Annotated in this window: 20 protein-coding genes; 10 read left to right on the top strand and 10 right to left on the bottom strand. The window is 67.9% G+C overall.

Annotated elements, in window-relative coordinates; translation table 11 throughout:
• Positions 1 to 20: 20 nt before the first annotated feature.
• The 5 genes from gyrB to dnaA form a co-directional block, all read right to left on the bottom strand.
• Complete coding sequence (gene gyrB, locus ACFVBH_RS32885) at positions 21 to 2,060, bottom strand: DNA topoisomerase (ATP-hydrolyzing) subunit B (RefSeq protein ID WP_354991554.1); 2,040 nt, start codon at positions 2,058 to 2,060, stop codon at positions 21 to 23.
• Between the two features lie 470 nt (positions 2,061 to 2,530).
• A complete protein-coding gene (locus ACFVBH_RS32880; protein WP_379007664.1) occupies positions 2,531 to 3,118 on the bottom strand; it encodes a DUF721 family protein in 588 nt (195 codons plus the stop codon).
• A 219-nt stretch (positions 3,119 to 3,337) separates the two neighbouring features.
• On the bottom strand, positions 3,338 to 4,510 hold the full coding sequence (recF, locus tag ACFVBH_RS32875) for a DNA replication/repair protein RecF (RefSeq protein ID WP_379007661.1): 1,173 nt from the start codon (positions 4,508 to 4,510) through the stop codon (positions 3,338 to 3,340).
• A 277-nt stretch (positions 4,511 to 4,787) separates the two neighbouring features.
• Positions 4,788 to 5,957 carry a DNA polymerase III subunit beta gene (dnaN, locus tag ACFVBH_RS32870; protein ID WP_354988356.1) on the bottom strand — a complete coding sequence of 390 codons (1,170 nt, stop codon included), beginning with the start codon at positions 5,955 to 5,957 and terminating at the stop codon, positions 4,788 to 4,790.
• Between the two features lie 927 nt (positions 5,958 to 6,884).
• A complete protein-coding gene (gene dnaA, locus ACFVBH_RS32865) occupies positions 6,885 to 8,732 on the bottom strand; it encodes a chromosomal replication initiator protein DnaA (RefSeq protein ID WP_379007657.1) in 1,848 nt (615 codons plus the stop codon).
• A 585-nt stretch (positions 8,733 to 9,317) separates the two neighbouring features.
• Here dnaA and rpmH point away from each other — a divergent pair.
• The 10 genes from rpmH to ACFVBH_RS32815 all read left to right on the top strand — a co-directional run bounded on the left by rpmH (position 9,318) and on the right by ACFVBH_RS32815 (position 17,058).
• Positions 9,318 to 9,461, top strand: a complete 144-nt coding sequence (gene rpmH, locus ACFVBH_RS32860; protein WP_209885332.1) for a 50S ribosomal protein L34 — start codon at positions 9,318 to 9,320, stop codon at positions 9,459 to 9,461.
• A gap of 109 nt (positions 9,462 to 9,570) precedes the next feature.
• Complete coding sequence (gene rnpA, locus ACFVBH_RS32855) at positions 9,571 to 9,978, top strand: ribonuclease P protein component (RefSeq protein ID WP_354988354.1); 408 nt, start codon at positions 9,571 to 9,573, stop codon at positions 9,976 to 9,978.
• Positions 9,975 to 10,319 (top strand): membrane protein insertion efficiency factor YidD, encoded by a 345-nt coding sequence (gene yidD / locus ACFVBH_RS32850; protein WP_354988353.1) that lies wholly within the window; start codon positions 9,975 to 9,977, stop codon positions 10,317 to 10,319. The genes rnpA and yidD overlap by 4 nt, the downstream gene beginning before the upstream one ends.
• A 4-nt stretch (positions 10,320 to 10,323) precedes the next feature.
• On the top strand, positions 10,324 to 11,394 hold the full coding sequence (yidC, locus tag ACFVBH_RS32845) for a membrane protein insertase YidC (protein WP_354988352.1): 1,071 nt from the start codon (positions 10,324 to 10,326) through the stop codon (positions 11,392 to 11,394).
• A 57-nt stretch (positions 11,395 to 11,451) separates the two neighbouring features.
• Entirely contained in the window at positions 11,452 to 12,012 is a 561-nt protein-coding gene (locus tag ACFVBH_RS32840) for a protein jag (RefSeq protein ID WP_354988351.1), read from the top strand.
• A 135-nt stretch (positions 12,013 to 12,147) separates the two neighbouring features.
• Positions 12,148 to 12,849, top strand: a complete 702-nt coding sequence (rsmG, locus tag ACFVBH_RS32835) for a 16S rRNA (guanine(527)-N(7))-methyltransferase RsmG (protein ID WP_354988350.1) — start codon at positions 12,148 to 12,150, stop codon at positions 12,847 to 12,849.
• A 227-nt stretch (positions 12,850 to 13,076) separates the two neighbouring features.
• Positions 13,077 to 13,502, top strand: coding sequence for a hypothetical protein (locus tag ACFVBH_RS32830; protein ID WP_354988349.1), 426 nt, complete (start codon positions 13,077 to 13,079; stop codon positions 13,500 to 13,502).
• Between the two features lie 551 nt (positions 13,503 to 14,053).
• Entirely contained in the window at positions 14,054 to 15,019 is a 966-nt protein-coding gene (locus ACFVBH_RS32825) for a ParA family protein (protein ID WP_379007866.1), read from the top strand.
• Positions 15,020 to 15,068: 49 nt separating this feature from the next.
• Positions 15,069 to 16,103 (top strand): ParB/RepB/Spo0J family partition protein, encoded by a 1,035-nt coding sequence (locus ACFVBH_RS32820; RefSeq protein ID WP_379007652.1) that lies wholly within the window; start codon positions 15,069 to 15,071, stop codon positions 16,101 to 16,103.
• 226 nt (positions 16,104 to 16,329) lie between these two features.
• Positions 16,330 to 17,058: a GNAT family N-acetyltransferase gene (locus ACFVBH_RS32815; protein ID WP_354988346.1), complete on the top strand. Its 729-nt coding sequence runs from the start codon at positions 16,330 to 16,332 to the stop codon at positions 17,056 to 17,058.
• Positions 17,059 to 17,163: 105 nt separating this feature from the next.
• Here ACFVBH_RS32815 and ACFVBH_RS32810 read toward each other — a convergent pair whose 3' ends face one another.
• The 5 genes from ACFVBH_RS32810 to sigM all read right to left on the bottom strand — a co-directional run bounded on the left by ACFVBH_RS32810 (position 17,164) and on the right by sigM (position 21,600).
• Positions 17,164 to 18,360, bottom strand: coding sequence for an N-acetylmuramoyl-L-alanine amidase (locus ACFVBH_RS32810; RefSeq protein WP_354988345.1), 1,197 nt, complete (start codon positions 18,358 to 18,360; stop codon positions 17,164 to 17,166).
• Positions 18,361 to 18,589: 229 nt separating this feature from the next.
• Positions 18,590 to 18,928: a thioredoxin gene (trxA, locus tag ACFVBH_RS32805; RefSeq protein ID WP_354988344.1), complete on the bottom strand. Its 339-nt coding sequence runs from the start codon at positions 18,926 to 18,928 to the stop codon at positions 18,590 to 18,592.
• Between the two features lie 10 nt (positions 18,929 to 18,938).
• A complete protein-coding gene (gene trxB, locus ACFVBH_RS32800; RefSeq protein WP_379007648.1) occupies positions 18,939 to 19,922 on the bottom strand; it encodes a thioredoxin-disulfide reductase in 984 nt (327 codons plus the stop codon).
• A 151-nt stretch (positions 19,923 to 20,073) separates the two neighbouring features.
• The gene (locus ACFVBH_RS32795; RefSeq protein ID WP_354988342.1) at positions 20,074 to 21,015 is read right to left on the bottom strand and encodes a hypothetical protein; all 942 of its coding nucleotides are present in this window, start codon (positions 21,013 to 21,015) and stop codon (positions 20,074 to 20,076) included.
• A gap of 42 nt (positions 21,016 to 21,057) precedes the next feature.
• Positions 21,058 to 21,600: an RNA polymerase sigma factor SigM gene (gene sigM / locus ACFVBH_RS32790; RefSeq protein WP_354988364.1), complete on the bottom strand. Its 543-nt coding sequence runs from the start codon at positions 21,598 to 21,600 to the stop codon at positions 21,058 to 21,060.
• Positions 21,601 to 21,725: the final 125 nt, after the last annotated feature.

The following is a 21,725-nucleotide window of genomic DNA, read 5'->3' as shown; positions in this document are numbered from 1 at the left end:
AACCCCTAGGCCCTACCTCGCTAGACGTCGAGGAACCGAACGTCCTTGGCGTTGCGCGTGATGAAGCTGCGGCGCGCTTCCACGTCCTCGCCCATGAGGATCGAGAAGAGCTCGTCGGCCGCGGCGGCGTCGTCGAGCGTCACCAGACGCAGCACGCGCACCGACGGATCCATCGTGGTCTCCCACAGCTCCTTCGGGTTCATCTCGCCCAGACCTTTGTAGCGCTGGATGCCGTCGTCCTTGTTGATCTTCTTGCCGGCGGCCAGGCCCTGCTCCAGCAGTCCGTCGCGCTCACGGTCGGAGTAGGCGAACTCCGGATCGCTGCGCTGCCACTTGAGCTTGTACAGCGGCGGCTGCGCGAGGTAGACGTGACCGTGCTCGACCAGCGGGCGCATGAAGCGGAACAGCAGGGTGAGCAGCAGGGTCGAGATGTGCTGGCCGTCCACGTCGGCGTCGGCCATCAGCACGATCTTGTGATAGCGCAGCTTGGCGATGTCGAACTCGTCGTGGATGCCGGTGCCGAAGGCGGTGATGATCGCCTGGACCTCGTTGTTCTTGAGCACCTTGTCGATGCGCGACTTCTCGACGTTGATGATCTTGCCGCGCAGCGGCAGGATCGCCTGGTACATCGAGTCGCGGCCGGACTTGGCCGAACCACCGGCGGAGTCGCCCTCCACGATGTAGATCTCGGACTTCACCGGATCCTTGGAGCGGCAGTCCGCCAGCTTGCCGGGCAGCCCGCCGAGGTCGGTCGCGGACTTGCGGCGCACCAGCTCGCGGGCCTTACGCGCGGCCACGCGCGCCTGCGCCGAGGACACCGCCTTGGTGACGATGGTCTTCGCATCGGCCGGATTCGCCTCGAACCAGTGCGCGAGATGCTCGTTGCAGGTGCGCTGCACGAACGACTTGACCTCGGTGTTGCCCAGCTTGGTCTTGGTCTGGCCCTCGAACTGCGGATCCGAGATCTTCACCGAGACGATCGCGGCCAGACCCTCGCGGATGTCGTCGCCGGTGAGGTTGCCGTCCTTCTCCTTGAGGAGCTTCTTGTCCTTCGCGTACTTGTTCACCACCGTGGTGAGCGCGGCGCGGAAACCCTCTTCGTGGGTGCCGCCCTCATGGGTGTTGATGGTGTTGGCGAAGGTGTGCACGGACTCGGAATAGCCCGAGTTCCACTGCATCGCGACCTCGAGCTCGTGCCCGGTGCCCTTGCCGGTGAAGCCCACGATCGAGTTGTGGATCGGGGTCTTGGTCCGGTTGATGTGCTTGACGTAGTCCTCGAGCCCGCCCGGGTAGTGGTAGGTGCGGGTCTTGACCTTCGGCTCGGCGGCCGGGGCGTTCTCGTCGAGATGCTTGGGCGCCTCGGCGGTGTCGCTCACGACCTCGTCGGTGACGTCGTTCTCGGCGACCCGCTGGTCGGTCAGGGTGATGGTGAGGCCCTTGTTCAGGAACGCCATCTCCTGCAGCCGGCGCGCGACCGTCTCGAAGTTGTAGGTGGTGGTCTCGAAGATGTTCGGGTCGGCCCAGAACCGGATCGTCGTACCCGTGCGGCGGGTGGCGTCGCCCTTGACGAGCGCGCCCGGCTTGGAATCCTTGTACTCCTGGGTCCAGTGGAAACCGTCGGTGTCCACCTCGGCCTCGAGGCGGGTGGACAGCGCGTTCACCACCGAGATGCCGACGCCGTGCAGACCGCCCGACACCGCGTAGGCGTCGGAGTCGAACTTGCCGCCCGCGTGCAGCTGGGTCATGACGACCTCGATGGTCGGCACCCCCTGCGCGTGCATGCCGACCGGAATACCGCGGCCGTCGTCGACGACCTCGACGCCGCCGTCCGCCAGCAGCGTGACATCGACGCGGCTGGCGTAGCCCGCCATCGCCTCGTCGACCGAGTTGTCGACGACTTCCCAGATCAGGTGGTGCAGGCCGCGCTCGCCGGTCGAACCGATGTACATACCGGGACGCTTGCGGACCGCTTCGAGGCCCTCGAGAACAGTGATGGAGTCGGCACCGTAGCCCGGGTTGCCTGACTTGGGCTTGGTCGAGCCGTCTGCGTTGGAGTCCATGGCAGCCACTGGTCGGTAGCTCTCCTTACTTGCTGATCCTCCCGGCGCCGGACGAGCGCACACGTGGGGCCCGAAAGCATGTCTGCTCGAGAGTTACGGGTCCACGCGCGAGCTGTCGCTGAACGCGCCGGGAGGTATCGCCGCTAGTTACTCCCCCATCCTACTGGTACGACCGACAAGGAATGCACCTATGACACCCCTGAGTGGGCCGTGAGTGCGAGAAATCGACCAGCAATATGTCCGGTCATGGGTGACGGGCGTGGAAAGAGCCTCAGCGGGCGGACGAGCGCGCGGGCGGACGAGTTTGCGATGCGGTTCGCCGCGATCGTGATCGCGCGGCGGCCCGAACAGGGGTTCGGACTGGTCCGAGGTGCCGGCCCGTCGTTTCACGTGGAACGACGCGACGGGCGGGCCGGGACGGCGGGGCCGATTCCGCCGCAGGCGATTCCGGCCCGATGCCCCCGCTCGGCCTACCCGTAGGTGTCGCGGGGGCCGCGGCCCTTGATGTGCCGCTCACCCTTGCGCCAGCTCGGCGCGGTGGGCCCGTTGATGCGCAACTGCTTCACGACGCCGTTGCCGACCGCGGCGGCGATCTTGGCCAGGATCTGCGACTGGAACATCCGCAGCTGGGTGGCCCAGGCGGTCGACTCGGCCTGGATGCTGAGCACGTGGTTCTCCAGCGAGATCGGCTGCGCGTGCGCGGCGATGTCCTCGCCCACCACTTTGGCCCACTGGCCGAAGACCATGCCCTCGGCCACCTTGCCGGACCAGCCGCGCCCCTTCGCGAGCTGACTGGTCAGCGCGCCGAACAACTGCGGATCGCGATCGTCCGGCCCCGACCCGGACCAGCCCCGGCGGCGGCCGCGCAGCGCGCGCACCCCGCCCGTCCGCGGCGACGAGCGCCCCTGGCCGACCGATTTACCGGCCGCGCGGGCCGCCGCCCGCGCCTCCTCCAGCGCCCGGCGCGCGAGATCGACCCCGCGCAATTCCGATTCGGGACCCGCCGCACCGCTCGCGGCGGAACGATCGGGGTCCCGGGGTTCGGGCTGCTCGGCCATTCCACCTGTCCCTTCGCATCGATGCCGCGCTCGCGCCGATCCGCACGCGCGCTCCCGGATGGCAGCGGCCGCGCCCGGCGATCCTGCTGGATTCTGCCGCATGCCGCCGACGGACACCGCCGCGCCGGGCGGTGATGTCGCACTCGCGCCACGGCCGCCGTGCGCGTGCCCTGTGGACAGAGCTGGGGAATTGGGGACAGCTGTGGACAACCCGCGCGATCAGCGCGCGATCCGCGAGGCCCGGTGGTCGGCCTCGCCCGTGGTCTCCACCGGCAGCGGCGCGGCCTCCAGCTCCGGCGGCACATCCTCGGGCACCGCGGCGGTGATGAACACCTGCTCGGCCCCGGCCGCGACGGCGGCCAGCGCGGTCCGGCGGCGCCGATCCAATTCGGCGAACACGTCGTCCAGGATGAGCACCGGATCGGTGCCCGCGGTCCGCAACAGCTCGAACGCGCCCAGCCGCAAAGCCAGTGCGAAGGACCAGGATTCGCCGTGACTGGCGAAACCCTTGGCCGGGGCCGAGCCGAGCATCAGGTCCAGATCGTCACGATGCGGGCCGACCAGGCACACCCCGCGCTCGAGTTCCCGCTGCCGCGCATTCCCCAGCTCCCGCAGCAGAATCGCCTCGAGATCGGTGTCGTCACCGGGCTGTGGAGAACGCGCGGGATCGAGCAATTCCGGTGGGAGATAACCGCTTCGGTAACCGATCGACGCGGGTCGCGACTCCGGGGCGATCGAACCGTAGGCCTGTGCGAGGTGTGGATAAAGTTCGTGGACCAGGCGCAGCCGCTGGGCCAGCAACTCCGCGCCGTGCGCCGCCAGATGCCCGTCCCACACGTCCAGGGTGCTCAGCTCGTTCCCGCGCGAACCCGAACGGGCATGCCGCCCCGCGGTTTTCAACAGGGCCGACCGCTGGCGCAGCACCTTGTCGTAATCCGCGCGCACCCCGGCCAGGCGCGGCAGCCGCGCGGTGGCCAGCTCGTCCAGGAACCGCCTGCGCTCGGACGGATCTCCGCGCACCAGCGACAGATCCTCCGGCGCGAACAGCACCGTCTGCAGGATCCCCAGGATCTCGCGCGGGCGCCGGACCGGCGACCGATTGATCTGCGCCTTGTTCGCGACGCCCTGATTGAGCTCCATGTCCACCCGCAGCTCGCGGCCGGTGTTCACCACCGTCGCGCCGATCCGGGCGCGCTGGGCCCCGATGCGGATCAGCGGGGCGTCGGCGGACACCCGATGCGAACCGAGCGTCGACAGATAGCCCACGGCCTCGATCAGATTGGTCTTGCCGTTGCCGTTGGAACCCAGGAAAACCGTTCGGCCCGGCGTCAATTCGAGCTCGGCGGCTTCCCACGACCGGAAATCGCGCAGCGACAGGGTGCGCACGTACATCCGGTCAGTCCACCGTGCCCTTCGCATCGACCGGCCGCGCCGCACCGCCGCCGAACCGCGACGCCGCACCCGGAAACGGCGGTGACGTCCTGGGGAGAAACGGTACCCGCCTGGGGAGAAACGCCGCGGTACCGGGCAGCGCGCGCGGCCGCGGCGCAGCGGCAGCGGTGGTGCGCGGCGGAATCACCACGCGCACCGAAAAAAACCCGGCGGGCAGAGGAATCGAATCCTCTACGCGCGCCGAGTTTTTCACAGGGTTGTCAACACTGTGCACAGATCAGCCCGGGAGCCGCACCGGCATCAGCAGATAGATGTAGCTGCTGGCCAGTGCCGCGTACGCACCCGAATCCAGCTGTGCCGGATCCTCTTCCGGCGCGGGCACGAACACCGCCGGGCGACTCGGCGTGGTGAAGCCGAAGGTCACCTTGTCGGTGTGCAGCGCGGACAGGCCGTCGACCAGGTAGCCCGGATTGAACGCGATGGTGAGCGGCTCACCGCGGAAATCGGCGTCCAGCCATTCCTCGGCGCGACCGGCGTCGTCGCCGCCGGCGGAGAGCATCACGCCCTCCTCGGAGAACTCCAGGCGCACCTGGGCGCCGCGCTCGGCCACCAGGGCCACACGCTTGATGGCCTCGGTCAGCGCGCTCACGGTCAGCGTGGCGATGGAGGTGTGCTCCTTGGGGAGCAACTGGCGGAACTTGGGGAATTCGGCGTCCAGCAGGCGCGTGGTGGTGCGGCGGCCGCCGTTGACGATGCCGAGCAGCCCGTCGCTGCCGGTGCCGAACGCCAGCTGCACCGGCTGATCGGAGGCGCCGAGCGTCTTGGCGGACTCGGACAGGGTGCGGGCCGGGACCAGCACCGAGGTCTCCACGTCCGCACGGCCCGGATTCCACTCCAGCTCGCGCACGGCGAGCCGGAAGCGGTCGGTAGCGGCCAGGACGACCTTGGGGCCCTCGATCTCCACCCGGATGCCCGTGAGCATCGGCAGGGTGTCGTCGCGGCCGGCGGCCACGGCCACCTGCGCGACGGCGGCGGAGAACACGTCCACACCGAGTTCACCGGTCTGGGGAGGAAGTTCGGGAAGCTGGGGATAATCCTCGACCGGCATGGTGGGCAGCGAGAACTTCGCGCTGCCACAGGCGATCAGCACCCGGGTGCCGTCCACCGACACGTCCACGGGCTTGTTCGAGAGCGCCTTGGTGATGTCGGCCAGCAGGCGGCCCGAGACGAGCACCTGTCCGGGCCCGGCCACCTCGGCGGCCACCCGCATCTGCGCGGAGACCTCGTAATCGAATCCCGAAACGGTCAGACCGCTTTCGTCCGCCACGAGGAGTACACCGCCGAGCACGGGGACCGGAGGCCGCGACGGCAAGCTGCGGGCCACCCAGGCTACGGATTCGGCGAAGTCCTCGCGAGCAACCCGAAACTTCATGCTTGCAAGCTCCATCGCCCGGCTGTCCTCTCCCAGTCTCGATAGATCGTGGTCTGCGAATTTCTCAGGGGGGCAACAAGCCCTCTCCCCCGGAAGCCGCCTACGCAGTCTCGCACAGGGGGCCGACATGGAACCGTACCCGCGCATCGTTCGCGCACGCGCGCCGACCCTCCCACCGAGTCGGGGAACCGCGTTCGAGGCGTTCGAAGTGGTCACGGACGCGTGAGTGAAACGGACCGGCCGTCATGAGCGAGAAAGCGGTATGGACTCCGGCGGTCGTGGCGAGTGGGTGTCGATGTGCGGCGTGCGGGTGTGGATGCGTGTGGACGAATCGTCCCCGTCCTTCTCCGGGCCTCGTTCGAGTCGGGAGCGACTGCCCGCCGAACCGTTCACTCCCAGACCGAGTTTCCACACACCTGTTTTAAAAGAGAAATCTAATTAGAGAGAACTGAAGTAGTAGTAGGCGGTGTGGAAACTGTGGACTTCCCCGGTTTCCGCAGGTCCGAGGGTGTGGCGGCGTGTGGATGTCTCGAGGGTGTCTCGAGGATGAACGCGGAGTGGCTGTGGAAGCACGGCGAGTTTCCACATTCATCCTCGAGTCATCCTCGAGTTGCTCCCCGGTTTCGGGCCCACCTGCTCACATGGGAGCGAATCGGTGGACAACCCGGAGTTTACTCGAGGACTCCTCGAGGAGTCCTCGAGGAATCCACAGGGCACAACTCCCATCACCCCAGGTCAGACCTCGAGGATGAACGAACCTGTGGGAACTGTGGACAACCGGTTGTGCACCCCTGTGGATCGAGCCCTGTGCATGAACCGGTGCACAACTCGAGGATTCCTCGAGGATTCCACAGGCTTTCCTCGAGGACTCCTCGAGGAATCCCCAACCCCGAAAACAACAAACCCCCACGTCAGTGGACGTGGGGGCCTGTTAGTTGTGGATCAGCGCGAACGTTGCTTGATTCGGGCTGTGAGTTCCTGCACCTGGTCGTACACCCGGCGCCGCTCGGTCATCTCCTTGCGCACCTTCTTCTCGGCGTACATGACCGTGGTGTGGTCGCGGCCGAACGCCTGCCCGATCTTGGGGAGCGATAGGTCGGTGAGCTCGCGGGACAGGTACATGGCGATCTGACGGGCCTGGGCCAGCGGGCGCGCCTTGCCCGGACCGGTCAGCTCCTCCAGCGTCGTATTGAAGTACTCCGCGGTCACGGCCATGATCGTGGCCGCGGTGATCTCCATGGTCGCGGTGTCGGGCATGAGATCGCGCAGCACCATCTCGGCCAGGCCCAGGTCCAGCGGCTGGCCGTTGAGCGAGGCGAAGGCCGTCACCCGGATGAGGGCGCCCTCCAGCTCGCGGATGTTGCGCTCCACCCGGCTGGCGATGAGTTCGAGCACGTCGTGCGGTGCGTCCAGCCGATCCATCCGCGCCTTCTTGCGCAGGATGGCGATGCGGGTCTCCAGCTCCGGCGGCTGCACGTCGGTGATCAGGCCCCACTCGAAGCGGGTGCGCAGCCGCTCCTCCAGCGTGGCCAGCTGCTTCGGCGGCCGGTCGGAGGAGACCACGATCTGCTTGTTCGCGTTGTGCAGGGTGTTGAAGGTGTGGAAGAACTCCTCCTGGATGCCTTCCTTGCCCTCGATGAACTGGATGTCGTCCACCAGCAGGATGTCGGTCTCGCGGTAGCGGCGTTTGAAGGCGACCTTGCGGTCGTCGCGCAGCGAGTTGATGAAGTCGTTCGTGAACTCCTCGGTGGACACGTACTTCACCCGCATGCCCGGGAACAGGCGCTGGGCGTAGTGGCCGGCCGCGTGCAGCAGGTGTGTCTTGCCCAAACCCGAAGCGCCCCAAACGAACAGCGGGTTGTAGGCGCGGGCCGGCGCCTCCGCGATGGCGACCGCCGCGGCGTGCGCGAAGCGGTTGGACGCGCCGATGACGAACGTCTCGAAGGTGTACTTCGCGTTCAGGCTGTTCGCCGAGGGCGGCTGCGGGGTCTCGCGCTCGGGCGATTTGCTGGGGAAATAGGACGGCCACGAGTTGCGGGCGTTGACCACCGGCTCCTCGTCGTCGTGGTGATCCTCGTCGACGGGCCGGCGCGCGGGCGGCGCGGGCAGCGGTGTGGGTTCCGGGTCGGGCTCGGGCGAGAACAACGACTCCTGCCCCGGGGGCATGGCCGGGGCGCGATGCGGTTCCCGCCGCCGCGGCGGGGCCTGCGGCTCGGGTGCGGGCGGCGGTGGCAACTCTTCGGCCATCGGCGGCTGCCCGAATTCCACAGGTGGATAGGTCTCGCGTTCGCCGTACTCGGTCGGGTAGTCCTGTGGAGCGTTGTAGCGGGCGGCCGGGTACTCCGGTTGTGCCTGGTAGTGCGGCGCGGGGCGGTCCGCCGGGACCGGTGCGGGCGGCGCCGGCTGGTAGCCGCCGGGTGCGTGATCGGTCTCACGCGGGCGTTCGGGGCGGGAGGTCATGCGGGCGTGCCGGGGCGCGCTCGGGGCCCGATCCACCGGGGAGTTCTGCTGGGCGCGGATACGTACGCCGAGCCCTTCGACCTGAAGTCCGCGCCGGGCCAGCGATCGCAGAATGGGCTCGCGAAGATCTCTTTCCACAACCTCCTGCGCCATGGTTCCGGGCACCGAGAGCAGGGCGAATCCCTGTGCGAAGGTGATGGGTTCGATAATGCCGAGCCACGCCTTGTGAGCCTTGCTGACCGGCTGGATCTCACCGTCGGCGGAACCGCTCGCAAGCTCTGCGATCACCTCCGGCCAGACAGCGGTCAGCACATTCTGCTCGTCGTCCACGAACGTAGTCCTCCCCGGAGCAAGGTCGATTGGAGCAAACGGGCAGGCACTGCTCGGTTTCCCCAAACCAAGCGTCGGCGGGCACCGTCGGCTCCACGAATATGCCACTTCAGGGGTCTTTCCACACAATTATCCACAGATGTGGACAACCTGGGGATGCGTGTCGCATCCCGGTGGATTGCCATATTTCGGCGCGGACCTGCGGTTCTTCAGCTAATGGCTGGCAACTTAACCCGCGGTCTCTGACGCAGATAAGGACCGTACATGAACACAGCGCGTGCGCACCAACCCGCAGGATGAGCCGCGTGGCGAACCCCGGACGATGGGCGTGGCGGGCCTCGGGCCGGGGCCGGCAACGGCCGCGCGGGGCTCGAGATCCCGTGCTTTACCCCGAGTTTGACCCTCGTCCAGCAGATCAGTACCCTTCTACAGTCACCCTATGGTGCGGTGGCGGCTGTCTGCTGCCCGTGCCGAAACAAAGGGGTATGCACCGAGGGATCTCATCGATCCAGCGTCGTGCACACTGATTTACCGATAAAGCTTCGGGCGGCATCGTGCCGTCCACCACCTAGAGGAGTGTTGACCGTGGCCAAGGGCAAGCGGACGTTCCAGCCGAACAACCGTCGTCGGGCGCGCGTCCACGGCTTCCGTCTCCGGATGCGTACCCGTGCGGGTCGCGCCATCGTGTCGGCGCGCCGTGGCAAGGGCCGCAAGACTCTCACGGCCTGATTCGACAACCCCGAGATGCGGCGACGTATGCACGGCTCGCCGTGGAGCCGGAACTCCGGCTCGTCGTATCCCGGGTCGCTCCCCCGCCCGCACTGCGTCGGCGGCTCAGGTGTTGCCTGAGCCGTATCGGCTGCACCGGCGTACCGACTTCTCCCGGACGGTACGCCAGGGCCGGCGGATCGGGAGGCGGGATCTCGTTGTGCACGTACTGCTACACGACCATCAGTCGAGCGGATCGGTTCCATCCATACGGGTGGGCGGTCCGCGTTTCGGCTTGATCGTCAGCAAGGCGGTGGGTCCGGCGGTGGTACGCCACCGGGTGGCCCGCCGCCTGCGTCATATCTGCGCGAGTATCGCGGCCGAACTGCCCGACTCCATGGACATCGTGCTGCGCGCCCTGCCGGGCGCCGCCGATGCCTCCTCCGCCGATCTCGAACGGCAAGTCAGAGGCGGGCTGCGCAAACTCGCCGGCACGGGTGAAGCGAGCGCCGATCCCGGCGCAGGCACCCGCTCATGAGCGCGCTGAGCCGAGCTCGCGCCCTGGGGCGCGCCGCTGCCCGCTTCCCGGCCAAAGCTCTGATATTCCTCATCGAGCTGTATCGGACCTATATCTCCCCCACCCGCATGCCGGTGTGCCGGTTCACGCCCACCTGTAGCGAGTACGCCGTGACCGCCCTGCGCACCCGGGGACTGTTCGTCGGACTCGGACTGGCGGCCGTGCGACTGGCCAAATGTGCGCCCTGGCACCCTGGTGGGTGGGACCCCGTACCGGAACGTTCGCGTCGCCGGCACGCGGCATCAGCCAATGAAGGGTCGCCGTCCGCGGTGACCGGCGATACGAACGACGGGAGTACATAACGCCGTGCTCGATTTCATCTACTACCCGGTGTCGGCCATTCTGTGGTTCTGGCATCGCGTCTTCGGGTGGGCCCTCGGCGACGACAGTGGTTTCGCCTGGGCGCTGGCCGTGGTGTTCCTCGTCTTCACGCTCCGGCTGGTGCTGTACAAGCCCTTCGTGAAGCAGGTCCGGACCACGCGGCAGATGCAGGAGTTGCAGCCGCAGATCAAGGAACTGCAGAAGAAGTACAAGAACGATCGTCAGCAGATGACGCTCGAGATGCAGAAGCTGCAGAAGGACCACGGCTTCAACCCGCTCATGGGCTGCCTGCCCGTGCTGCTGCAGGTGCCGGTCTTCCTGGGTCTGTTCCACGTGCTGCGCTCGTTCAACCGCACCGGCACCGGCTGGGGTCAGCTCGGCATGTCGCCGTACGACAACGCCCACACGCCGAACTACATCTTCAGCGCGGGCGACGTCCAATCCTTCCTGACCGCACGGCTTTTCGGCGCCCCGCTCTCGGGCTTCATCACCGAACCCGCCGCCGTGCTGCAGTCCTTCGCCGAATACGGCGGGGTGCCGAGCAAGGTCGCCATCATCGCGGTGTCGGTGCCGCTCATGGTGATCGCCGGTCTGGCCACGCACTTCAACGCGCGCGCCTCGGTGGAACGCCAGAGCGCGGAGGCCGCGGCCAACCCGCAGGCCGCCATGATGAACAAGCTCGCGCTGTGGGTTTTCCCGCTCGGCGTGCTCGTCGGTGGCCCGTTCCTGCCGATCGCCATCCTCATCTACTGGGTCGCGAACAACATCTGGACCTACGCGCAGCAGCACCTGGTCTTCGGCCGCATGGAGCGCGAAGAGCAGGAGAAGAAGGAGCAGGCACTGGAGCGGCGCGCGCAGAACGCGCCGAAGCCGGGCGCCAAGCCGGTCGATGTGCGTAAGAAGCAGGATGTCGCGGACGCCGTCACCGCCGAAGGCTCCGACACCGCCGCCAAGAACGGCGCCGCTCCCAAGGCCACGCAGAACGGGGCCAAGTCGACCGCGAACAAGAAGCGGTCCGGCAATCGGGGACGCGCCAATCAGAAGCGCCGACGCTGAGTCGCTCTTGCCTACTGAGGCGCATCGCGCCGACAACTCCAGATGAAGGAACCAACCATGACTGTTGAAACCGACGGAGGGGACCCCACTGTGACGGCTGCGACGGCGGCACCGGAGGCGGCATCGGAGGCCACGGCGGAGCCCGTGGTGGACGCCGAGGAAGCCCTCATCGAAGAGGGTGAGATCGCGGGCGACTACCTGGAGCAGTTGCTCGACGTCCTCGACTTCGACGGTGATATCGACCTCGACGTCGAAGGCGACCGGGCCATCGTGAGCATCGACGGCGGCAAGGATCTGGCCAAGCTGGTCGGCCGGCGCGGCGAGGTGCTGGACGCGCTACAGGAACTGACCCGGCTCGCGGTGCAGCAGTCGACCGGTGTGCGCAGCCGGCTGATGCTGGATGTGGCGGGCTGGCGGGCAAAGCGCCGCTCGGAGTTGAGTGAGATCGGCACCGAGGCCGCCAAGCGGGTCCAGGCGTCGGGCGAGCGCGAGGCGCTCTCTCCCATGACCCCGTTCGAGCGCAAGATCGTGCACGACGCGGTCGCCGCCCAGGACGGCGTGATCAGCGAGAGTGAAGGCGTCGAGCCCAACCGGCGGGTCGTGGTGCTGCCCGAGTGACACGCACCCGTTGAAGCCAGGGCCCCCGCGTCGAGTCGACCGGGGGCCCTACGCTTTGTGCAGCCGCAGATGATGTTCAGCGCCGCGTGTTCCGAACACTCGCGCCGCGCCCGTTGACCGCTCCCCCACAGAAGGATGTTTCACGTGGAACCTGACACCGAAGTGACCGCTTCGGCTCTCGTCGAACCGCCCGCCTCGGCGGCGGTGGTCTTCGGCGACCGGCTGGATCTGGCCCGGCGGTACTACGCCGCGCTCGCGGGCGCGGGCGTCGAACGGGGACTGATCGGACCGCGTGAGGTACCCCGGCTGTGGGATCGCCACATTCTCAATTGCGCGGTGATCGGTGAACTCATCCCCCAGGGCTCGACGGTCGTCGACATCGGCAGCGGCGCGGGCCTGCCCGGCATCCCGCTCGCCATCGCGCGACCGGATCTGCGCATCACCCTCGTGGAACCGCTGTTGCGCCGCACGGTCTTTCTGGCCGAGTTCATCGAGTCGGCCGGACTGGACGTGACCGTGGTCCGCGGCCGCGCCGAACAGCCCGGGGTGAAGAAGGAAGCCGGCGGCGCCGATGTGGTCACCTCGCGCGCGGTCGCCCCGCTGGCCAAACTCGCGGGCTGGTCTATGCCGCTGGTTCGCGACCACGGCCGGATGCTGGCGCTCAAGGGGATCAGCGCGGTCGAGGAATTGGAACGCGATCGGGACGAGCTCACCAAGGCGGGCGCGGGTCGCGCGGAGGTGATCGAACTCGGGGTCGGCGTGCTGGAGACGCCCACGATGGTGATCAGCGCCGAGCGCCTCCCCCGGGCCGAGCGGCGTCGTCGATCCGGTAAGTAGGAGTCGCGCCCACGTATCGTCACGTGGCGCGAGCGTCGTCATCCGGCCCGGGGCCGATGCGTTCGTTGCGTGGTGAGTGGGCGTCGCTATCGTCTTTTCCCGCCGTTTTCCGCGGGACGGATTATTTTGAAAGATTGGTCCTTCAAAATAGCTGTGCGGCGTCGTGCGCGTCGGTACTGTCCCGATGACCCACATGGCAGTGGGGTTCGGAGCACAGGAGCACACACATGAAGACTGCACGGCGATCTGGACTCGGCGTTGGACTGCTCGGCGCACTGGCGACCGCGGCGCTCGTCGCGGCGCCCCAAGCGAACGCGCTCGTTCAGGGCATCAGCGTTTCGGACTCGACCCTGTACGTCGGCACCGCGTACACCATCACCGCGGATGTCACCGCCACCTCGTTCCTCTTCCCGGTGACCTTCAGCGACAACGGCACCGAGATCGGCAAGGCGAATGTCAGCAACGGCGTCGCCACCATTTCCTGGACCCCGAGCACCACGGGCAGCCACGAGCTGAAGGCGACCCAGGAGATCATCAGCAGCAAGACCGTCACCGTCACTGTGACGAACAAGCCCACCACCCCGGGCGGGGGCACCGGCTCCTCCGGCAGCAACCCGCTCGCCGGACTGCTGAGCAGTCTGTCCGCCAAGTAGCGGTTCATCCGGCGCGGCCGTAGCGGTTCATCCGGCGCGGCAATCCAATCCACCCGATGCGGGCGCGGAGGCACTGGCCTCCGCGCCCGCATCGTTTCGGTCGGCAAGCGATGCGGCCGGAGCTCCGGGAGCGCGATGTTTCACGGGAAACCACGGCGCGCACTCGAGATTCGCGCGCGTTGTGCGTGTCGGGTGCGCATAGTTGCCGTTCAACTTCCGTATTGTGTCCGGTACTGGCAAGCTAGTCCTCGTCGAGCGTGAGCGCAGACTGCGATGCCCGGCAGCGGCTCGAAATCGGCTGCGGCGTCAGCTGGGAACGGCTTCGGAATGGGTATCGATCGTCGCGCACCTCGCACCTTCTCGGTGACAACGCAACGTCGCGTCATGCCCGCTGGCCTTCGTAGTAGGTCTGTCGTCGAGGTAGCCAGGTGCGGCGGTAGTGATGGAATGCGCCAGCTCGGCCACGTGTCTTTGAGTTCTCGGGGTTAGGAGCCTGTATGTCCAACGGTCCGGCGAATGTTTCACGGGAAACAACGTCCCGAGTACCCGGCATGCTCGACACCGGATCCTTCGATGCAGAAGAGTTCAGCCGCACGCCCTTCGGCAACATCTCCCCCACCGAAACCCCCATCGCCGCGGAAGCGTCCCGCGCCAGCCAGGTGCTGCACCCCAACGGCGCGAACACCGTGCCGCGGCCGCGGGAACAGCGGGTCATCACCATCGCCAATCAGAAAGGCGGCGTGGGCAAGACCACCACGACCGTCAATCTGGCCGCCGCGCTCGCCATGCAGGGGATGCGCGTGCTGGTGGTGGATCTCGATCCGCAGGGCAACGCCAGCACCGCGCTCGGCATCCCGCACCACTCCGGCATTCCGTCGAGCTACGAGCTACTCATCGGCGAGTGCTCGGTGAAGGACGCCATTCAGCAGAGCCCGCACAGCGAACGGCTGCTGTGCATTCCGGCCACCATCGATCTGGCCGGCGCCGAAATCGAACTCGTCTCCATGGTCGCCCGCGAGAACCGCCTGAAGTCCGCCATCCAGGAGGCGAACCTCGCCGGGTACGACATCGACTACGTCATGATCGACTGCCCGCCCTCGCTCGGCCTGCTCACGGTGAACGCCATGGTCGCCGCGAAGGAGGTGCTGATCCCGATCCAGTGCGAGTACTACGCGCTCGAAGGCGTGGGTCAGCTGCTCCGCAACATCGGTCTGGTGCAGGCCCATCTGAACCCCGAATTGCACGTCTCCACGGTCGTTCTCACCATGTACGACGGCCGCACCAAGCTCGCCGATCAGGTGGCCGAGGAGGTGCGCGGCCACTTCGGTGACGCGGTGCTGCGCTCGGTCATCCCGCGCAGTGTGAAGGTCTCCGAAGCGCCGGGCTACGGCATGACGGTGCTCGACTACGATCCCGGTTCGCGCGGCGCGATGAGCTACCTCGACGCGGGTCGCGAAATGGCTTCCCGCGCGGCGCAGCCCGCCGCATCGTCCGCCGTGCCCGATGCTGGTGTGTAGTAGATGAGTTCGATCCGGTGGGTGATGAAGGAAAGGGGTCAGTAGACCGATGAGTCAGGCGAAGAAAGGTGGACTGGGACGCGGTCTCGCCGCGCTGATCCCGACCGGGCCCACGGCGACACCGGGCGGTCTGGGTAGTGCCGCCGCCAACGTGGTCATCGGGCTGGATCCGACCGGGCCGCAGCCGGCTTCGGCCTTCCTGCACCGGGTTCCGGATCCGGTGGACGTGGTCGAGAGCGCGGAGGGTCTCGCGGGTGCGGACGCCGGTGCGACCTATCGGGAGATTCCGCCCGAGCAGATCGTCCCGAATCCGAAGCAGCCGCGTCAGGTCTTCGAGGACGAGGCGCTCGCCGAACTGGTGCACTCCATCAAGGAGTTCGGCCTCATGCAGCCCATCGTGGTGCGGCAGGTCGAATTCGGGGCGACGCCGAAGTATCAGCTCATCATGGGCGAGCGGCGGTGGCGGGCCGGCCAGGAAGCGGGGCTGGGCGCGATCCCGGCGATCGTGCGCGAGACCGCGGACGAGTCGCTGCTGCGGGACGCGTTGCTGGAGAACATTCATCGGGTGCAGTTGAATCCGCTCGAAGAGGCGGCTGCCTATCAGCAGCTGCTCGAGGAATTCGGCGTCACCCATGATGAACTGGCTTCGCGAATCGGCCGCTCCCGACCGGTCGTGACGAATATGATTCGCCTGCTGAAACTTCCGATTCCGGTCCAGCGCCGGGTCGCGGCCGGCGTGCTGTCCGCCGGGCACGCCCGCGCACTGCTGGCGCTGGAGGGCGGAGCCGAGGCGCAGGAGGCGCTGGCCGCGCGCATCGTCGCCGAGGGCATGTCGGTGCGGGCGACCGAGGAGGCCGTCACCCTGGCCAATCGGGAACCCGATTCCGCTGCCACTCCCCCGAGTGTCAAGCGGAAGCCGATCCAGATGCCGGGCCTGCAGGATGTAGCGGAGCGATTGTCGGAATCCTTCGATACTCGGGTCACCGTGATTCTCGGAAAGCGCAAGGGCAAGATCACTGTCGAGTTCGGTTCCGTGGACGACCTCGAACGCATCGTCAGCCTGATGGAGCAAGCGAAGAGCTGAGCGGTCTCAGGGGCTCCGTCCCCGGGCTCCGAAAGTGTGGAAAATCGGAGGTTCGGGCCCCCACCCACCGGGTCGGGGAGGAAACGTCACTGTGACGCAGGCGTTCAGCACCCCTGAACAGAGGCCCGGAGAGGCGTGTTGCTTTGATCGCTTATTCTTGCTGGCGAGCGGATATTGATGCGGCGTGAGTGTGGATGAATCAGACAGCTGGAGGCTGAGCAGAGCGGTGTCGACCAGCGTTACCGCACTAACCCTCGGCGGACTCGACAAACTTCCGGCACACGCCCGGCGGTGTGTGTTCTGGGAGATCGATCCGGCGGTGGCCGCGGACTCCCGGGAATTCAGTGACCCGGTCTTCGAGAAGGAGGCCTGGCTCTCTTCCGTGCTGCTGGAGTGGGGTTCCTGCGGGCAGGTCGCACTGGTCGACGACAAGCCCGCCGGGTGCGCGATCTACGCCCCGCCGAACCGGGTGCCGCGCGCCGGATTGTTCCCCACCTCCCCCGTGAGCCCGGACGCGGTCCTGCTGACCACGCTGCGGGCCGAAATGCCCTATCAGCACAACGGAGTAGCCCAGCAGCTCATTCAGGCCGTGGTGGGCGATCTGGTGCGTCGTGGTGTGCGGGCCATCGAGGCGTTCGGCCTGCGCTGGGATCCGCCGGCCACGGCGATGTCGGATCGCTTCGGTTCGATGACCCTGCTCGAACGCATAGCTCCGACGCCGTCGCGCGCGGCCAATCCCCCGGCCGCGGCCGGATGTGCGCCGGAGACGTGCATGATCGACGCCGATTTCCTGGAGGAGGTCGGCTTCAAGGTGGTCGCGGCGCATCACCGGTTCCCGCGCCTGCGCTTGGAACTGGACAGCGATCACCTGTGGAAGGAAGACGTGGAGCGCGCGCTGGATCAGCTGCTCGCGGCCGCGGCGATGACCATGCCGAATCGGCTCGTCACCCTGTAAGAGACTGTCCCGCACGAGGAAACCCCGCTCTCCCGAGTGATCCGGAGGCGGGGTTTCGTCGTGGGCGGTGAGCCGGGGGCCGCTCGGCGGCGGTGAGCCGGGCGCTCAGATGCGGTCGGCCGCGGCCAGTTCCTCGGCGAGCAGTTCGGCGAAGGTGTAGGTGCCGGTGGGCTGATCGTCCTGCCCGAGCAGGTAGAGCCGCTTCACCGAGATCAGGATGGCTTCGGCGATGACGTCGCGCATGCGCGGGTTCGTCAGCACCGAGGAGTCGTAATCGTTTGTCAGATAACCGATGTCGACCTGAACCGTCGGCATCTTGGTGAGCCGCAGCAGATCCCAGGTGCGCGCGTGGGTTCGGCAGTCCTGCAACGAGGTTCGCGCCACTATCTCGCGCTGGATGAAGCCGGCCAGCACCTGGCCGATCATCGACGTGGAACCGTGCGAGTTGCCGAAGTGGAAGCTGGCGACGCCGCTCGCGGAGGTGCTCGGGTTGCCCGCGCAGCGCAGCGAGATCATGAGGTCGGCGTCGAACGTGTTGGAGGTTTCCGCGCGATCGGCGTCCGTGGGATTGGCGCCCCACGGCCGGGACAGGAAGGTCTCCATTCCGGTTGCGGCCATGCGGCCTTCGAGCCGGCTGGCCAGATCCCACAGGATCTCCGACTCGTAGACGTCGCCGAATTCGGTGGGGACGGCCGAGCCCTTGTCCGGCCCGCCCAGGCCCGGATCGATGACGATGCGCTTGCCGGTGAGCTGCGGCCCGGCCCGGTGCACGACCTCTTCCTCGGCGATGCGATGCGGGTTGCCGCCGGTGACCCGGGCGCCCAGCAGATCGAGCGAGCGCAGCGTGTCCGGACCGCAGATGCCGTCCGAGGCCAGGCCGATCTCGCGCTGGAAGGAGGTGAGGCCCTCGTGCGTGTGCGGGCCGAAGAAGCCGTCCACCCGGCCCACGTAGAAGCCGAGGTCCTGCAGGCGGCGCTGCAGGGTGGCGACGTCGTCGCCGTACAGCGGGGCGGACAGCTGATAGATCAGGGTGCGGGCCCCGAGCCGGTAGGACGCCTCTTTCAGGGCCCGGTAGGTGGCCGGTCCGACCACGCCGTCCACGAGCAGACCGCGATGCTGCTGGAACGCGCGGACCGCCGAGTCGAGATCGTGGTCGAAGGTCGCGTCGGAATCCTTCCAGTACTCACCGTTGCGGCCGCCGGGATCGCCGTTGGGGTGCGCGTGCAGGAACCCGAGGCTTGCGAGGGTGCTCCGAACCTCAGCTACGGCTGGTCCAGTATCGCCGTGACGAAGTCGGTGCATGCGTAAGAGCCCTTTCCTTCCGCCAACCCGGGTACCCACTCGTGCAGAGGTTTACACCACGCACGACCGGAGCGTCGGTCGATTGTCTCAGACCCGGACCAGATTTCGGCAACTGTCGAGTGCAGGCATCCTACCGTGACCCCCGCGAACCGGACCGCAAGCCGGAGCTCACGGTCCATCGCGGACGCCGCGGCGTCGAAATCCTACAGAGTGCGCCCGAACTCGGGTGTCAGATGACGCCTTCGAGTTCACGCAGCAGGGCGGCCTTGCCCTTCGCGCCGACGATCCGCTTGACTTCCTTGCCCCCTTGGAACAGGACCATGGTAGGCAACGACAGAATCCCGTAGTCCTTGGCGGCCTCCGGATTCGCGTCCGCGTCCACCTTGGCGATGGTCAGGGCGTCGGCGTGCGCGGCGGCGATCTCCTCCAGCACCGGGGCGACCATCTTGCACGGACCGCACCAGGTCGCCCAGAAGTCGACCAGTACCGGCTTGTCGCTGGCCAGCACGTCCTGGGCGAAGGTGGCGTCGGTGACGGTCTTCGTGGCGGTGGTCTTGGCGTCGGACATGGATCGCTCCTTAGTTGGTGACTTCCACCGGCTGACCGGCGTGCTCGAGAGTGTTGCTGGTGATGTCGCCCTGCTCGGCCAGCCAGCGTTCGGCGTCGATGGCCGAGCGGCAGCCGGTGCCCGCGGCGGTGATGGCCTGGCGGTAGGTGTGGTCGACCAGGTCGCCCGCGGCGAAGACGCCGGGCAGCGAGGTGTAGGTGGACTGGCCCTGAACCTGTACGTAGCCTTCGCCGTCCAGGTCGACCTGGCCGACCACGAGCTCGCTGCGCGGGTCGTGGCCGATGGCCACGAACAGGCCGGTGGCGGCCAGTTCGGAGGTCTCTCCGGTGCGGGTGTCGCGGATGGTCAGGCTGGTGACGGCCGAATCACCGTGCACCTGCGCGACTTCGGAGTTCAGCAGGAAGCGGATCTTCTCGTTGGACTTGGCGCGCTCGAGCATGATGCGCGAGGCCCGGAACTCTTCGCGGCGGTGGATGATGGTCACGCTGGCCGCGAACTTGGTGAGGAAGGTCGCCTCTTCCATGGCGGAGTCGCCGCCGCCGACCACGACGATGTCCTGGCCCTTGAAGAAGAAGCCGTCGCAGGTGGCGCAGGCGCTGACGCCGCGGCCGAGCAGCTGCTGTTCGCCGGGGACGCCGAGGTAGCGGGCGGCCGAGCCCATGGCCAGGATCACCGCGTACGCCTCGTATACCTCGCCGCCGACGGTGACCTTCTTGATGCGGCCGGACAGGTCGAGCTCGTCCACGTCCTCGGTGCGGATGTCGGCGCCGAACCGCTTGGCCTGCTCGCGCATCTCCTCCATGAGGTCGGGGCCCATGATGCCGTCGCGGAAGCCGGGGAAGTTCTCGACCTCGGTGGTGGTCATCAGGGCGCCGCCGAACTGGGTGCCTTCGAACAGCAGGGGCTGGAGTTCCGCGCGGGCGGCGTAGACGGCCGCGGTGTATCCGGCCGGTCCGGAACCGACGATGATCAGGTCGCGAACAGCGGTACTCAAAGGATCCTCCGAGGCAGTTTTTCGGGTGTCAGGCGTGTCGGTCAACAACAGCGTAAACGCTGTTGTTCCCGTTGCTCGGGGGGTACGGGCCGGGGACGCACCCCGGACATTCCAAAGAGGAATGACGCTGGGTGCGTCCCCGGTTCGAGTCTCAGCCGATATCGGTGGTGGCCAGCACCCGTGCGGCGCCCGCCGCGCAGTCCGCGGCCAGCACGACCGCGGTGATCCGCGGGGCGGGTGTTCCGGCCAGCAGGACCAGGACCGCCTGTTCGCCCCCGAACACCACGCTGCGCGCGCCCAGGACCGGGCGATCGAGCCCGGCGGCGCGCAGGCAGTCGGGGAAGGCGGTGCCGACGGCGAGCGGGCCGCTGAGCTCGTGCCTGCCCATGGCGCCGAGCATGACCGTCGGCGGCGTGTCGGCGGCCAGGCGGGTTTCGGCGATCGGGACGGCGGTGCCGCCGGTGTCGCGGGTGCGGACCGCGTCCACGGCCACCACCCCGCCGGCCAGCAGCGCCGTGGCGGCCGCGGCCGTGGTGAGCCAGCGCCAGCGGCGGGACGGGCGCCCGGTGCTGCGCCCGGCCTGCGGATCGAAGTCCTCGTCGGTCTCGGGTTCCGGTGGTGCGTCGCCGAGTTCGCGCGGGTCCAGCCTGCCGGTGTCGTAGATGCCCGAGCCGTTCAGGACCGGGATGGGCGCGGTGCTGGGCGTCGTGGGCGGTGCGGATTCGGCCGCACCGGCGGGCCGGTGCCGCATCGGGAGCCGGTGCACGGTGGCGACGGGCCGGGGCGGGACCGCGGCGGACAGGTCGTCGATCATGCGTTCCAGGCGGTCGGTCACCTCGTCGGGCATGGGGTGCAGCAGGTAGTCGTCCCGCCCGAGATCGCGCAGGCGGGTGTTCACCGCGTCCAGTGAGCGCAGATAGCGTGCGGCGTCCGGATCGCGGTGGACCGCGGGCCAGAGTTGGTCGGCCAGATGCTCGGGCAGGTTCCCGGCGTGCAGGTCGGCCAGGAGCTCGGTACTGAAGGGCGGGCGGGGTATGGTCCCGGCCCCCGTTCCGATATGTCCCGTGCCGACGTGCTCGGCCTTGTCGTTCATCGCCCCTCCAGAAGGACCCGGGTGTGGGAATTCGGCGGAAAGTCAGGTGTCGATCGAGTTCAGGTGTGCTTCGAGTCGCCGCCGGCCGCGCGCGCAGCGACTCTTGATCGTTCCGGGGGGAACGCCGAGGAGTGCGGCGGCGTCCGCGACCGAATAGCCCTCCAGCTCCACGGCGACCAGGGCGGTGCGCTGATCGGCGGGCAGCAGGAAGAGTGCGGCGTCGACGACCAGCGCGGTCTCCAGATTCGCGAAATCGTCGCGGGCATAAAGGGGTTCGGCTAGCGACTCGTCGGACAACGGTACCGTGTGCCGCAGCTTGTTGCGACGTATCCGATCGAGGCACGCGTTGACGACTATGCGATGCAGCCAGCTGCGCACTTCGGACTCCCCGCGGAAGGCGGCCGCGCCGCGGTGCGCGGACAGCAGGGCGTCCTGTAGCGAATCCGCGGCGTCCTCGCGCGTGTAGGAGGCGCGTAGCGCGGTCTGCCAGAGATGGTCGCGGTGCCGACGCATCAGCTCGGCGAAGGCGTGCCGTTCGCCGGTGGCGTGTGCGCTGAGCAGATCGTGGTCGGAGGCTTCGGTCACGCGGGGGCGGGCCCGGACGGCCGTGCCGGTGTACGGGGTGCGAGCCCCGGACCCGTCGTGCCCGTAGTGGTGCGCAGCAGACAATGCAACCCCCAAGGGGGTGGCCACGACCTCCACGGCCGGCC

It is taken from the genome of Nocardia sp. NPDC057668 (assembly GCF_042799795.1).
GTDB lineage: Bacteria > Actinomycetota > Actinomycetes > Mycobacteriales > Mycobacteriaceae > Nocardia.
The sequence above is the reverse complement of the archived record's forward strand: the minus strand, read 5'-3'. Positions and strand labels throughout refer to the sequence as shown.

Excerpts from the sequence above, each read along its gene's own strand:
- gyrB (WP_354991554.1), bottom strand. The coding sequence starts at position 2,060 with ATGGACTCCAACGCAGACGGCTCGACCAAGCCCAAGTCAGGCAACCCG.
- ACFVBH_RS32880 (WP_379007664.1), bottom strand. The coding sequence starts at position 3,118 with ATGGCCGAGCAGCCCGAACCCCGGGACCCCGATCGTTCCGCCGCGAGC.
- recF (WP_379007661.1), bottom strand. The coding sequence starts at position 4,510 with ATGTACGTGCGCACCCTGTCGCTGCGCGATTTCCGGTCGTGGGAAGCC.
- dnaN (WP_354988356.1), bottom strand. The coding sequence starts at position 5,957 with ATGGAGCTTGCAAGCATGAAGTTTCGGGTTGCTCGCGAGGACTTCGCC.
- yidD (WP_354988353.1), top strand. The coding sequence starts at position 9,975 with ATGAGCGCGCTGAGCCGAGCTCGCGCCCTGGGGCGCGCCGCTGCCCGC.
- ACFVBH_RS32840 (WP_354988351.1), top strand. The coding sequence starts at position 11,452 with ATGACTGTTGAAACCGACGGAGGGGACCCCACTGTGACGGCTGCGACG.
- rsmG (WP_354988350.1), top strand. The coding sequence starts at position 12,148 with ATGTTTCACGTGGAACCTGACACCGAAGTGACCGCTTCGGCTCTCGTC.
- ACFVBH_RS32830 (WP_354988349.1), top strand. The coding sequence starts at position 13,077 with ATGAAGACTGCACGGCGATCTGGACTCGGCGTTGGACTGCTCGGCGCA.
- ACFVBH_RS32825 (WP_379007866.1), top strand. The coding sequence starts at position 14,054 with ATGCTCGACACCGGATCCTTCGATGCAGAAGAGTTCAGCCGCACGCCC.
- ACFVBH_RS32820 (WP_379007652.1), top strand. The coding sequence starts at position 15,069 with ATGAGTCAGGCGAAGAAAGGTGGACTGGGACGCGGTCTCGCCGCGCTG.
- ACFVBH_RS32810 (WP_354988345.1), bottom strand. The coding sequence starts at position 18,360 with ATGCACCGACTTCGTCACGGCGATACTGGACCAGCCGTAGCTGAGGTT.
- trxA (WP_354988344.1), bottom strand. The coding sequence starts at position 18,928 with ATGTCCGACGCCAAGACCACCGCCACGAAGACCGTCACCGACGCCACC.
- ACFVBH_RS32795 (WP_354988342.1), bottom strand. The coding sequence starts at position 21,015 with ATGAACGACAAGGCCGAGCACGTCGGCACGGGACATATCGGAACGGGG.